Here is a 13,699-nt window from a genome sequence, read left to right on the forward strand (position 1 = left end):
GGAGTATCACCCGACGTCCTATGCCCAGTTTCCGGCGCTGATTTTCCAGACACCTTTCGCAAGCTTATTGGGGGAGATCTGCTTCAAGGCATTGTATGCCCCCTGATCTTAAAGGATCTGATGGGTTTTTATTTCTCCAGCTTAAGGTAATTCTCAGCGGGGGCGTTCTCGATGTTAAGCCTGACTAGGGGGCTGGGGATAACTTCCAAGTGATCGTTTCTGAGCCACCCTATTTTCTTCGGGGGTGATAGGTTCCTAGTTTTTCATGGAGATCATGAACAAATGAGATTACCTAGGGCGTTAACTTTTTCCGATTATCGGTTCACTCTGAACAGGTCATTATAGGGCTTTAAATGATTATACCCGTTTTTATCCCAATACCTCTTATCCTCGTTAATGGAACCACGCGTGGGTTTTAAAAAATGGGTGCGTAAACTTGCGAGAGGCGAATAATCTATGTTGGCCACACTTGGATTAGTTTTCGTCGTCTCAGGTCTTCTTGGAATACTCATCCCTGTCGCGGTGGGATTCTCTATGATACGAAGATTCGGCACGAGTTGGAGGAGCTGGGTTTTCGGCGCGTTGATGTTCTTAGTAAGCCTGATCAGCAATCCCATCCATCGATATGCTTCCCAACTTATACTCTCCAGTGCGTTCACTCCCATAATAGTTAGCCTAATGACGCTTGTGCCCCCTCTCATCTTGGGGATATCCGAGGAGACGGCTAGATACGCTGGATTCAAGCTACTGGTTAAAGACCCCTCATTCGGAGAAGGGTTGACATATGGGGCTGGGCATGGGGGGATCGAGTCCTTGTTGCTGGTGGGATTTAACGTATTAATGATTGGGGTACTCCTATTGACTAACCCAGAAGCGCTGCCCCCAGACCAGCTTTTGCAGATTCTAGGTATACCTATCTATCAGCCCCTTCTCTGGATCTACGAGAGTATTATGAAAATGATCGTCCATATCGGCCTCTCAATTGTGGTGCTGGAGTCGATCAGGAGACCAGATAAACGCTATCTGTTAGCGGCTATCGGAATTCACACACTACTAAATTTCCTTTCAATCTCCTCGGCTGGAAAGGGAATAATCATCTCGGAGATGACGGTTACTGGTTTCGCCATCGGTTTGGCGTATTGGACGTACAACCAGTTCAATTTTGGCAGCAAAAAGATTGGAAGCCAAAGTTAAAATAGGCTCGCACATGGCTCCTTTCTATTACCTAGAAATGGAGATATGTGCTCCAAGCATGCAATCATTCAGTAAATTTTCAATTTCTATTTGACACTTTTAAATAGAGGCTCGAAATAACGAAACCATAAACGTATAAGAGTAATATTTAAATCGGTTTTGTGTCAGATGTGTGCGAGAATATTCCCATGCGCAATTTTGTTCTTGAAAGACGGGGATTCCTATGCAAAGTTCCCTTTCGGGTACACCTGTATGCCGTCTTGAACGATTTATTCTTGGCGTTCACCATTCATGGCCTTGCGCGTGTCCTTATCTCATTAAATGAAAAAGACGTGTGATTAAAATAACTAGTAAAGAACAGACGAAAAAAGGGTTTACCATAACTAGGCGGGATTTCCTTAAACTAGTTCCTCCAGCGACTGCCGTTATTCTCATGGAGATGTATCTCCCTAAAGAGGTCCTTTCGTTTACCTACGTTGAACCCATAGAGCACGATCTGAATCCACTTGAGTCTTATCCAAACAGGGACTGGGAGGGGGTCTACCGAGACCTTTACTCCTATGACTCCACATTCCACTATCTTTGTGCACCCAACGACACCCATGGATGCCTCCTAAACGCGAAAATGAAAAATGGTGTCATCAAGTGGATTGACCCTAGCTTTGGATACCACAAGGCCACCGACCTCTACGGCAATACCGCTACAGCAAGGTGGGATCCAAGAATATGTGTCAGCGGGGTCGCTTATCTTCGACGGTTCTACGCGGCAGAGAGACGGGTTAAAGGTGCTTTTATTCGCACTGGATTCAAGGCTTGGGTGGACGCGGGATACCCCAGAGACCCAGATACAGGGGCTATGCCGATCCAGTATACTGTGGGGCGAGGAAAAGAGGACTGGTTGAAAGTCTCGTGGGATGAGGTCTTTGGTATTATCGCTAGAACCATGCTAAACACTGTAGAGACGTATAGTGGCCCTGACGGTGCAGCTCTTCTCGCTAAGCAGGGATACGATCCTGCAATGATTGAGGCAATGAAAGAGGCCGGTACCCAGACTACCAAAACACGCGGGGGGATGCCATTTCTGGGAGTTAGGAGAATTATTTCAAACTATCGCTTCGCGAACGGACTCGCATTGCTTGATTCCTATGTTCGTGGTGTAGACCCCGAGTCTGCTTTGGGAGGTAGAGGCTGGGATAATTATGCTTGGCATACAGACCTGCCCTCGGGCCACACCATGGTCATGGGAAATAAAACCTCAGACTTTGATCTGTACTCGGTGGAGAACGCTAAAGTCATAGTGACTTGGGGTAAAAACATGATAGTTAGTAAGATGGTGGACTCTCATTGGCTCACTGAGGCACGCCTCCATGGAGCTAAGGTGATAACCATCGCGACAGAGTACCAGTCAACTAGCAACAAGGCGGACCAGGTTGTCATTCTTCGACCCGCGACGGATTGCGCTCTTGCTCTAGGCCTAGCATATGTGATGATCGGAGAAAAGATCTACGATGCCGATTACGTAAAGCACTCAACAGACATGCCATTCCTGCTCCGGATGGACACCCTAAAATTACTGAGGGCTCGAGATATTATTCCAGATTATACCCCAGCAGAGCTTACCAACTACATCAAGACGTTGAAACCTGGGGAAAAGCCACCCTCAATCGCCCGCCAGGGAATACAATACGTAACTGAGGAGATTAGAAACGAATGGGATGACTTCGTCGCTTGGGATCTATCTACTGATTCGCCTCAGGTTGTAACGAGGGATGATGTAGGCGACCACTTCTCTAAACTTGGGATCAACCCAGCCTTGGAGGGCACATATGAGATTACTACCGTTCAGGGTGAAACGGTGAGAGTTAGACCCGTCTTTGACGTCATAACGGAGTATCTTATGGATAACTGCGATGTCAAGACAACGTCAGAGATCACCGGGGTTCCGGAAGAAGGGATTGTAAGCCTTGCCCATACCATGGCGGAAAACCTTGGTTCAGTGCTCTCCATTACGGGGATGGGTCCGAACCAATATTGGAACGCAGACCTCAAGGATCGGGCGATCTTTTTGGTTGCAGCTTTAACGGGAAACGAAGGACACTTCGGTGGCGGAGTGGGTAGCTATGCCGGGAATTATCGCCTAGAGATGTTCGCCGGGGTTCCCCAGTTCGCAGTCGAGGATCCTTTCAACATAGAGCTCGACCCAACGAAGCCAGCTAAATTGAAAAAATATCTAAAATATGAATCGGCTCACTATTATGGTTACGGAGACAGGCCCCTAAGGGTTAACGGCAAATTATTCACGGGCATCACACATATGTCGACTCCTACCAAGACATGTTGGTGGGCTAACACGAATTCCATCTTGGGGAATGCCAAGTGGTCCTATGATATTATCATGAATACCCTGCCCAAAATTGAGATGATAATTAACCAAGAGTTTCATTGGACGATGACCTGCGAGTATTCAGACATCGTTTTGGGCGTTGATTCGTGGCCGGAGCGTAAGATCCCTGATATTTACGGCTCAAGCACCAACCCCTTTTTCCAGGCGGCTCCAGATACCCCACTCCCCCGCATGTTTGATACAAAGGACGACATGGAGATGCAGATAGGAGTCGCTAAAAAATTAGCGGAGATAACTGAAGATGATCGCTTTTTGGACTATTGGAAATTTGCCATCGATGGAAATTCAGATGTTTATATCGATAGAATCATTAACGCCAGCAATGGCCTGAAGGGATACAAATTTGAGGACATCCTAGAAAGCTGCAAAGATGGCACCCCCTTCTATCACATGTCTCGGACAAGCCCACGGGTCGTGGGCTGGGAGCAGGTCAATGAGAGCAAGCCTTGGTATAGTATGACTGGCAGACTTGAGTTCTACAGGGAAGAAGACGAGTTCATCGATGCAGGGGAGAATATGCCGGTCTGGCGCGAGACCGTTGATGCAACCTTCTATGAACCAGCGGTAATATCAGCAAAACCGGGACATCCGGCGATAAAACCGATGGGTCCCGAGGATTACGGGATAGATCTCAATGACTTGTCCGCAGAGACACGCCAAGTACGCAATGTTGTCAAGCCTTGGAGCGAAATAAAACTCACAGTGCATCCCCTTCGGGAACAGGAGTATAGCCACATAATGTATACACCGAAATACCGACATGCATGTCACACCGCAGCGTCGACTCCAGATATAGAGGCTGTGTATTTCGGTCCATTTGGGGACTTTTACAGGCACGATATCCGCAAGCCCCATGTATCTGAGGGGTATGTAGATCTCCATCCCCTGGATGCCAAGGAGCTCGGAATTGATGATGGAGACTATATCTGGATCGATGCCGATCCTACTGACCGTCCCTTTAGGGGTTGGCAGGAAAAGCCAAAGGACTTTAAAGTAATGCGGTGGATGGCCCGTGCACGATATTATCCAAATATAATCAGGAAGACTGCTCGAGCTTGGTTCCACATGTACCAGGCCACCCATGGATCCGTTGAAGGGCATGAGAATAGACCAGATAAGCTAGCTAAGAATCCTAGAACAGGCTATCAGGCTTTATACCGATATGGTGGTCATCAATCCACTGTAAGGGCTTGGTTAAAGCCAACACTTATGACAGACAGCCTAGTGAGGAACGAATACTTCGGGCAGGTCATCGGTAAGGGTTTTGAGGTAGACGTACACACCGCAAATGGCGCCCCAAAGGAGTCTTTTGTGAAATTTACGAGAGCTGAGGCCGGTGAGCCCGATGGCCAACTATGGCAACCGGCAGCAGCAGGGTATAGGCCGACTTACGAAAACGCTGAGATGAAAAAGTTTCTGAGAGGAGACTACATTACGGAGGGGTGATGAAAGATGGTTAAAGTGAATAATTGGCAACTCGGCCGAGACATGGACTATATTTATGAAGAGAGTAGGCCCCAGCGGCAAATGGCTGCCGTGTTTGATATTAACAAGTGTATAGCCTGCCAAACGTGCACCATGGGGTGCAAAACTACTTGGACCGTTGGGAAGGGTCAGGAGTACATGTGGTGGAATAATGTTGAGACAAAACCTTGGGGGAACTATCCTATGGCTTGGGACATAAAGACTCTGGAGTTGTTAGGCACTCAAGGTTGGCAGAAAGAGGGAGATAAAAACGTCTATGCTGGCAAGACTATCTTCGAAGCAGCTCCTCCAGGGGAGCGAGCCGTCGGCTATCTTCCTAAGGACATCGAATGGGCCTATCCTAACAGGGGAGAGGACGAAACAAACGAGCCTTTACAAGAGAACATGCACTGGATGGATGCTGTTCACGCGATCTGGAACTACTATCTCCCACGTCTTTGCAATCACTGTTCATTCCCAGCTTGCGTCGCAGCCTGTCCAAGGAAGGCTATATACAAGAGATCCGAAGATGGCATCGTACTAGTAGATCAGCAGAGATGTAGGGGTTATCGGGAATGCGTTAAAGCATGCCCCTATAAGAAGACGATGTACAACCACGTGACCAGGATCTCTGAAAAGTGCATTTTTTGCTACCCCGCAGTGGAACAGGGTATAGCACCTAGATGCATGCGCAATTGTATAGGGAAGATCAGGACAGTGGGAACAGTGAACACGCCCGATAAAATTGATCCCGAGAACCCAATCGATTTCTTGATTCACGTAAAGAAAATCGCGCTCCCTCTCTATCCCCAATATGGCCTTGAGCCTAACATATACTATATTCCTCCAATACACGTACCAACAAAGTTTACAAGGCAGATGTTCGGACCTGGAGTTGACGAGGCTATTGAGACATACCGTAGAGTCCGTGCTGGCGATGAGCCAGAGATCAAGGGCATTCTCATGCTGAACGTCAGTACGGATCGCCTGATTTCAAAGTTTAAGGTAACCAGCAAAGATGCCATCGGATATAACGCCGATGGAACAGAGATAGTCCGCGTGGCTCTGAAGGAGCCCACAATCATTAGAGAATACTACGATGCGAGTAGAGATGTTTTTCGACACAATATTAACTAAAATCCGGAGGGAGTTCAAATCCCTCTTCATCTTGTCCCTGATCTTAGTGTCAGCTCTCATGGCCATGAACGGGTACGCATTGGTTGCGCCCGGTTCTGGCTTAACATCGGTAAACGTGGGAGACTCCCTGCCGATCACTGACCCCGATTCCCTCCAATGGAAAAAGACGACTGCTCTGGAGATACCCCTTTCAGGTCAAAACGATGTGGCGCCTATTCGCCTCAAACTCTTCACACCGTCGTTAAGGGTCAAATCGTTGAATAACGGTAGTTGGATCTCGTTTCTTATCGAGTGGTCTGACCCATCGATAAATGATAGAACGATAAAGACCGAGGAGTTCCGTGACTCAGTTGCAATACAGTTCACTGACTCTGATCAGCCTTTCATTTGTATGGGAACCAGAGATCAAATGGTCCACATCCTTCACTGGAAAGCGGATTGGCAGGCAGACATCGAGGAAGGGTTCCAGGACCTCGAGGCGGCTTTCCCTAATTTCTGGAACGACGTTTATCCCTTTGCCATTGGTGATCCACCATATAGGGTTCCAGAAAATTTCAAAGGTCTCGCCAAGGTATACCTTCCTGGGTGGTATGTGGGGAACCCGTTCTCAGAACCCTTGAAGGTGACCCCCGTTGAAGACGCGGAAGCTACCGGTTTCGGCTCAATTACCACACAGGAGAATCAGGATGCCTTAGGCAGGGGAGTATGGAGCGACTCAACATGGAAGGTCGTTATCACACGCAGAATGGAGACCGGAGACCCCAACGACGCTACGATAAGGGCCGGCGCTGAAACTCCTATAGCCTTCGCAGTGTGGGATGGGACGAGCGGCGATAGAGGGGGTCGTAAATCCGTTAGCTCATGGGTCACATTGAACGTGGACATCTCCGTTCTTAACACACCCCCGGTTGCATCCTTTGACTTTTTCCCCTCCTCTCCTAAAAGTAATGAAGAGATAACCTTTTCCGACAGGTCAGTTGATACTGAGAGTGAAATCGCGTCATGGAGTTGGAATTTCGGGGACGGAGCTAAGTCAGATGAAAGAAACCCCGTCCATGAATATTCTGGTGAGGGGTATTTCTCTGTAACTTTGGTAGTGACCGATTCTGAAGGAGGCCAAAATACGGTATCTAGACTTGTGAAGATTGAGAAATCGCCTCCAACAGCAGATTTCTCATATTCACGAATGAGTCCGACGGTGGATACTGATATCCAGTTCACCGATAAATCCTCAGACTCTGACGGAACAATTGTATCATGGGACTGGGATTTCGGGGACGACTATCACTCCAACATACAGAGCCCGACTCACGAATACGTTGATCCCGGTCGCTACACCGTCACTTTGAAGGTTCTCGATGATGATGGGCAGGAGGACACACATAACATAAGAATAAATGTTCAGCAGATTCCATCTCTGATCCGAACGTCCATATCTCTAGTATTGTTCACCGTGATCGGAGTCATTTTACTATACCTAGGCCTCAGTTTAAGCGAAAAAAAGTAAAGACTGTTCTGAATAAAAGAGGGATGTGGAAAGGATGACAAAATCTAAATTCAAGTGTCACTTTTACGCTCGCGTTCTCAGCATTCATGGTACCATGGTCAATGCTCTGTGGGTAGACTTACGTTCATTCCCAATAAATATGGGACTTGTTTGGTTTTGACATCACAAAGTAGCCTCGTTTCATCATTGACCTACCGAGCCACCCTCTACAGCCTCCTAGCCAAATCCTTAGGCCCTCCACAGCAATCTCTATCCGATTTAGGGTTTCTCCAGGATCTATTCAAAACCTTTGAGACAACGGATATTCTTGCACTTGAGAAAGAGATGGAGACCGTAAAGTTTGAACTCGGTCAGGAAAGCATCACGGCTGATATGTTGAACGGTGAATATACTCACTTATTTCACAGAGGTGCATGCCCTCCATACGAAACATCCTATAACCCTGAGAGAAGCTTCTCCAAGACCAACGATCTGGCAGACATAGCCGGATTCTATATGGCCTTCGGGATTAAACAAAAAAATGAGACTCCAGACCATATTATCTCCGAACTGGAGTTTATGGGGCTGCTTTGCCTCAAGGAGGCCCTCGCCGTGGCCAACTCGTTGCAGGATGAAGCAAAGATATGTTTTGAGGCTAGAAAAATTTTTTTATCTGAACATCTAGGAAATTGGATATCTAAATATAACATACGGATGAGAAAAGAGGCTCGTCTCGGAATTTATCCCTCCATCGCAGATCTGGTTTATGCCCTCGTCACCCTTGATGCTGCTAGCAAGTAACAAGAGGGCCTTAGATCATGATTAAGGGGATGCTAAACGATCGATTCCCCATCGAGACTCAGTATAACGTTCTCAGATGGACGATTCGTATACTTCTTGTCTCCGCATTGATGGAGTTCTTACTCCTAAGGATATTCATGCGTATGGGCATCGTGCTGCCAAGAGGTGGACTGGCCGACGCGATATACAACCTCCTAGTCTTCTTCTTCGGGATTGCATCATTCAATTTGGCCTTTATTTTATCCTCAGTATCTTTAGGCCTAATATCGTTTATAATGACCCAAAAAGCCTACTTAACTTCAGTGATTTCTCTAATCATTTTCTGTGTACTTTTAACTGGTGGAATGCTGATTTCTGGTCCAAATCCTAGAATCTCGTTGATTTATTATTTCTTATCTAGCGCTATCCTTGTAACATCCATCCTATTCTCCATACAGAGGAAAATAGCGCATACATCCTTCACATTGTCTGTAGTTGCAGGTTTTTCAGGTTCATATTATTACATGGTAGCCTCCTCAATGGGTGAATTCGGTTTCACCCTCCCGTTCGTCTTAGAGATATTCAGTCTGGGCGAACTCATAGCGTTGATTGTGCCCTTGATCGCTTTTTTCACCCTTAAGTCTGAATGGGATTGGCGATGCGCCATTATCGCCTTTGTCCTGGTACCCTTTTTTATCATTGCCACAAGGAGTCCTCTTCTCGCTCCCATCGCGACGTGGTCTGTGTATTTCACGCTCCATCTACCTGCCCCCTTCTATGTGGTCGCCTTATGGTTCTATATCTATATGATTGTCGATCTCTTCCAACAAAGGTCTCCTATAGTGTTCTCGTTTCTTTTTCTCTTGCTGGCCGGGCGGATGTTAAACACTATCTATCTCAACCAACTGGCCCTCCTCAGCGTTTTGGTGTTGATCATGCCCCTGTATCAAGGTTCCTCATAAGAACCACCGCGTGCGTCTCTTGACCAGTTCCTTAACAAAAAATAATTAGATATCCCCCATTTTAAACGCGCGGGGCATAACTCTAAATGGATACTAGCCTTGGGAGAAGGGAGATTGAAGATCGCGCAAGTGGGTTTGGGCTCCTTCGGGAGGAAGTGGATGAATGTCATCCTCAGAGATGGAGAATGGGAATACTCGGCCATCGCGACTAGAAACGACAAAGCCCGTGAGGTAGCAGGGGATTGTTGCGGCCTCCCTGAGAGCGCTAGATTCTCTAACTTCGAGGAGATGCTAGAACACTCAAAAGATACAGACGCCGTTCTGATCACGACGCCCTACTTTATGCACACCGAACAGGTCTTGATGTCGTTGAGCCATATGAGGCACGTTCTTGTGGAAAAGCCTCTCTGCGCTTCCCTGGAAGAAGCTCAGAGCATTAGAGATGCAGTAAGGGACAGCAGGATGACCCTCATGGTTGCCGAGAACTACCGTTTTAGTCCAGGATCCATTTTGATGAGGGACCTGATCTCCACGGGTAAGATTGGAGAACCCGAGGCGATATTCATCCAGTACTTTGTAAGACACAGGTTCTCGGAATCCGACTGGAGGAACCAATACCAATACCCCCTACTTGTTGAGAATGCCACCCATCACTTTGACATGCTGAGATATATCACTGCGACGGAGCCCGTCACCGTCATAGGTTCGGCGTTCGGATCAAGGTTGACCGATCACTGGGAGTATCCGACTGTAAGTGCCCAGTACGAGATGACTGGCGGCCTCAACGCCCATTTTGCAGGAAGCTGGGCCTATGATGGCTTCAGGACGCCGTGGGAAGGGATCTGGCGGGTTCACGGCACCAAGGGCTCGATCCTCTGGGATGGAGATATCACGATATCAAAGGGAAACACTAAGCAAACGATACCGGTGGAGACCTTTCCCCCCAGCCATTCACTGAAAAAAGTATTGGATGAGTTCATGGGTGCCTTGCTGGAAAAGAGGAGACCGGCTATAGATATAGAGGATAACATCCAGACTCTTCGGATGGTCTTCTGCGCTATCGAATCTATGGAAAACATGACCCGCGTAACCATCGCGTAAGAAATATTCTTTCAAATATCCACAGCAAAAGGGGATCACACGTTTGCTTGACTTCGATCACATTGAACTTCAACTCCGCGAGCTGATTTCTCTCTCGACGAGAGATCTTTGAATATTACGCGTGCTTCAAAATATACACGCATTTGTAGTGGTATTTCAGTAGATTTTTATCTTAGGCTTTGGGTCTAGTGAAGGTAAGTCTAGAAAAGCATAAAGACCCTATAACGCGCAGAGAGAAAATCATGAATTAATAAGGTTTTTATGCTTTATGTTAACCTACAAAGTCGGGAGGATTCGGCGTGTCCAAAGAATTTAACTATATCGTACGGCTGCATGGTTCCAATCTAGACGGAACTAAGCTTCTACCCTATGCCATGACTGATCTTAAGGGCATAGGTATTCGTGTGGCTAGGACTATGATCAAAAAACTGGCCCTCGACCCATCCGAGAGGCTGGGAAACCTGTCGAAGGGTGACGTGGGAAGGCTCGAAAACATCATCGACAATCCGTCTTCCCATGGGATACCCCTTTGGATGCTTAACAGGCGGAAGGACCCCCAGACTGGCCTTGACCGTCACCTGCTTGCCTCCGATCTCACCCTTGCTCAGAGGCAGGATATCGACGTCATGAGGGAAACCCGGAGTTGGAAGGGGGAGCGACACGCCCGGGGTCTAAAGGTAAGGGGGCAGCGAACCAAGACGACGGCTCGTAAAGGCCGGAGCGTCGGCGTCAGCAGAGCAAGAATTCAACAGAAAAGCTGAGGTGGATAATATATGGGTGATCCTAAGAAAAAGCATAAGTTGTATACGACACCAAAACGCCCTTGGGATTTCGCGAATCTAGAGGCGGAGCTCAAACTGGTAGGTGCGTACGGTCTCAGGAACAAGAGGGAGCTTTGGCGTCATAAGACAGAGTTGAGCACTTTGAGACGAAGGGCTAGGGAGATCGTCTCAATGGGGATCACTGAGAGGGAGCAGTTAGAAACCGATCTTCTCGGTCGGCTCCACAGGCGGGGACTCATTCAGGAGAAAGGTAACCTTGACGATATCCTAAGTCTGAACGTACAGGATCTTATGGAACGGAGGCTCCAGACAGTCGTGTTCAGGAAGGGGATAGCAAAGTCCCTTTTTCAGTCGAGGCAGCTGATCTCACACGGGCACATCAGCATAGCGGGACGCAAGATGAAGGCTCCTAGTTATATGGTAACACGGACCGATGAAGGGAGCCTAGACTACGCGGAGTCTAGCCCTTTCATCATTAAGACACATCCGCTGAGGCAAGATCTAATCATAAAAGAGGATGTGGAGGCAGCCCCTGTTGAGTGAGGGCGAAAGGTGGGCCGTGGTCCACATTCACAGCAGTTTCAATAATACGATTATTCACATGACGGATCTCACCGGGGCCGAGACCATCGCGCTCGCCTCTGGGGGCAGGTTCGTGAAAGCTGATAGGTTAAAGCCCTCGCCGTATGCTGCAATGAAGGCGGCTCAGCACGTCGCTGACGTCGGCCGAGATCGAGGCATTACATCCATTCATATCAAGGTCCGGGCTCCTGGTGGGTCTGGCTCAAAGACTCCAGGCCCAGGGGCCCAGGCAGCCATCCGGGCCCTTGCAAGGAGTAATTTCATGGTAGGTCGAATTGAGGAGTCGACCCCCATCCCCCATGACGGGACTCGTAAGCCAGGGGGCAGGCGGGGTCGCAGGCCTTAGCAGGTCTTATGGAAGTATGGTGTTGAAGGTCAAAGTTCTCAACGTTGACGAGGACAGCGTAAGCTTTCTCGTAGGGGGTGTGGATGTGGCATTTACTAACGCCCTAAGGAGGACCATGATCATGGATGTGCCTTGCATGGTAATCGATGACATTTTCTTCTTTGATAACTCGTCGGTGGTTCCAGATGAGAATCTATCTCAGAGGATCGGGTACCTGCCTCTAAAGACGGATCTAGATAGGTACATTCTCCCGGTGGATTGTGACTGCGGAAGCGAGTTGGGATGCGAAAAATGTCGTGTGGTGCTCACTTTGGATGTGGAAGCGGAGACCGAGACCATCACCGTATACTCGGGAGATTTTATCTCAGAGGATCCTTCAGTGGTTCCCGTGTCTCCTGGAATCCCCTTAACCAAGATCACCCCCGGTCAGGCGGTGAGGCTGGAGGCCTATGCAAGGCTTGGGACAGGTAAGGAGCACTCAAAGTGGCAGCCAGTCTCCATGGCGGTATATCAACACGTTGCTGAGATTGAGATAGACGAGGACCGGTGCACTAACTGCGCAGAATGCATAAGGGCCTGCCCTCGGGACGTGTTCATCCTCGATGATGGTAAGCTAAAGGTAGTGGATGTAAATGCGTGCACCATCTGCGGAGAGTGTGAGAAGTCGTGCCCCGTGGAGCCCATAGCAGTGAGGGCGAGACCTATAGATGACCTGTTCCTATTCACCGTCGAGTCGACGGGTTGTATGGAGCCAGCGAAGCTTGTAACCGAAGCGGTACGGATCCTGTCGGATAAGCTGGACAAGTTCGCGAATAAAGTAGAGCTGGGGGAGACGGCGGATACTCTCAACATCTTCCAAGTGGATCAAGTAGAGCAGGACAGGCTCTACAAAGGGGGCGTCGAGGATATCGATGATGATAATGAGGATTCTACCTCTGGCCTTGATGGCGCAGCTTCTGAGGATGCAGACGGAGACAAGGAGGAGGAAATCGTCTCAAAGGTCGACTTGGACGAAGAGAGAAATGGTGTTTCTAATGTTGAACAATGAACTGAAGATGGCTATCAGGGTCCTCAAGGCAGCCTCCCGTGGGGGAGGTAAGCCGATCTGGGGTGCCCTTGCTGATGAACTAGATAAGCCAAAGCGGCGGAGGGTCGCGGTGAATCTGAGCAGGATCGGCAGGCATAGCGGGGAGGGGGATGTGGTCGCTGTGCCGGGTAAAGTTCTGGCATCAGGGTTGCTGGGTGCTGGAGTGACAGTTGCGGCGTACTCGTTCAGCGAGAGTGCTAAAACTAAGATAATTGCAGCTGGTTCCCGGGCTGTGTCTCTTACGGATCTGCTAGATGAGGGCGTGGCGCCTTCCCGGATCAAGATACTGAAATAGTTTCTCCGTTTAGTTCTGGGAGGGGGATGGATCCTCTCAATGGGGGTCTTACGCGCGAGCGCGGGAATCCAAAAACCTC

The 13,699-nt window shown here is 48.6% G+C and carries 12 protein-coding genes; all 12 read left to right on the forward strand.

From position 1 onward, the window contains the following. Positions 1–456: 456 nt before the first annotated feature. Complete coding sequence (locus QGG23_01420; protein ID MDP6048098.1) at positions 457–1,194, forward strand: YhfC family glutamic-type intramembrane protease; 738 nt, start codon at positions 457–459, stop codon at positions 1,192–1,194. 433 nt (positions 1,195–1,627) lie between these two features. Further along, the gene (locus QGG23_01425; GenBank protein ID MDP6048099.1) at positions 1,628–5,044 is read left to right on the forward strand and encodes a molybdopterin-dependent oxidoreductase; all 3,417 of its coding nucleotides are present in this window, start codon (positions 1,628–1,630) and stop codon (positions 5,042–5,044) included. Between the two features lie 6 nt (positions 5,045–5,050). Beyond that, entirely contained in the window at positions 5,051–6,199 is a 1,149-nt protein-coding gene (locus tag QGG23_01430; GenBank protein ID MDP6048100.1) for a dehydrogenase, read from the forward strand. Between the two features lie 46 nt (positions 6,200–6,245). Next, on the forward strand, positions 6,246–7,706 hold the full coding sequence (locus tag QGG23_01435) for a PKD domain-containing protein (GenBank protein ID MDP6048101.1): 1,461 nt from the start codon (positions 6,246–6,248) through the stop codon (positions 7,704–7,706). 156 nt (positions 7,707–7,862) lie between these two features. Further along, complete coding sequence (locus tag QGG23_01440) at positions 7,863–8,486, forward strand: molecular chaperone TorD family protein (protein MDP6048102.1); 624 nt, start codon at positions 7,863–7,865, stop codon at positions 8,484–8,486. A 518-nt stretch (positions 8,487–9,004) separates the two neighbouring features. Next, positions 9,005–9,427, forward strand: coding sequence for a hypothetical protein (locus tag QGG23_01445; GenBank protein MDP6048103.1), 423 nt, complete (start codon positions 9,005–9,007; stop codon positions 9,425–9,427). Between the two features lie 114 nt (positions 9,428–9,541). Beyond that, positions 9,542–10,528 (forward strand): Gfo/Idh/MocA family oxidoreductase, encoded by a 987-nt coding sequence (locus tag QGG23_01450; protein MDP6048104.1) that lies wholly within the window; start codon positions 9,542–9,544, stop codon positions 10,526–10,528. Between the two features lie 299 nt (positions 10,529–10,827). Further along, a complete protein-coding gene (locus QGG23_01455) occupies positions 10,828–11,289 on the forward strand; it encodes a 30S ribosomal protein S13 (protein ID MDP6048105.1) in 462 nt (153 codons plus the stop codon). 12 nt (positions 11,290–11,301) lie between these two features. Continuing rightward, complete coding sequence (locus QGG23_01460) at positions 11,302–11,853, forward strand: 30S ribosomal protein S4 (GenBank protein MDP6048106.1); 552 nt, start codon at positions 11,302–11,304, stop codon at positions 11,851–11,853. Next, a complete protein-coding gene (locus QGG23_01465; protein ID MDP6048107.1) occupies positions 11,828–12,238 on the forward strand; it encodes a 30S ribosomal protein S11 in 411 nt (136 codons plus the stop codon). The genes QGG23_01460 and QGG23_01465 overlap by 26 nt, the downstream gene beginning before the upstream one ends. Beyond that, a complete protein-coding gene (locus QGG23_01470) occupies positions 12,192–13,286 on the forward strand; it encodes a DNA-directed RNA polymerase subunit D (protein MDP6048108.1) in 1,095 nt (364 codons plus the stop codon). The genes QGG23_01465 and QGG23_01470 overlap by 47 nt, the downstream gene beginning before the upstream one ends. Further along, on the forward strand, positions 13,273–13,620 hold the full coding sequence (locus QGG23_01475; GenBank protein MDP6048109.1) for a 50S ribosomal protein L18e: 348 nt from the start codon (positions 13,273–13,275) through the stop codon (positions 13,618–13,620). The genes QGG23_01470 and QGG23_01475 overlap by 14 nt, the downstream gene beginning before the upstream one ends. Positions 13,621–13,699 lie beyond the last annotated feature (79 nt).

The sequence above is a fragment of the Candidatus Bathyarchaeota archaeon genome, assembly GCA_030739585.1.
In the GTDB taxonomy this organism is placed as follows: domain Archaea; phylum Thermoproteota; class Bathyarchaeia; order TCS64; family TCS64.

What these genes read in the sequence shown, in the direction of transcription:
- QGG23_01425 (MDP6048099.1), top strand. Translation starts at nt 1,628, where the DNA reads ATGGAGATGTATCTCCCTAAAGAGGTCCTTTCGTTTACCTACGTTGAA.
- QGG23_01470 (MDP6048108.1), top strand. Translation starts at nt 12,192, where the DNA reads ATGACGGGACTCGTAAGCCAGGGGGCAGGCGGGGTCGCAGGCCTTAGC.
- QGG23_01475 (MDP6048109.1), top strand. Translation starts at nt 13,273, where the DNA reads ATGTTGAACAATGAACTGAAGATGGCTATCAGGGTCCTCAAGGCAGCC.
- QGG23_01430 (MDP6048100.1), top strand. Translation starts at nt 5,051, where the DNA reads ATGGTTAAAGTGAATAATTGGCAACTCGGCCGAGACATGGACTATATT.
- QGG23_01465 (MDP6048107.1), top strand. Translation starts at nt 11,828, where the DNA reads ATGTGGAGGCAGCCCCTGTTGAGTGAGGGCGAAAGGTGGGCCGTGGTC.
- QGG23_01445 (MDP6048103.1), top strand. Translation starts at nt 9,005, where the DNA reads ATGGGTGAATTCGGTTTCACCCTCCCGTTCGTCTTAGAGATATTCAGT.
- QGG23_01460 (MDP6048106.1), top strand. Translation starts at nt 11,302, where the DNA reads ATGGGTGATCCTAAGAAAAAGCATAAGTTGTATACGACACCAAAACGC.
- QGG23_01420 (MDP6048098.1), top strand. Translation starts at nt 457, where the DNA reads ATGTTGGCCACACTTGGATTAGTTTTCGTCGTCTCAGGTCTTCTTGGA.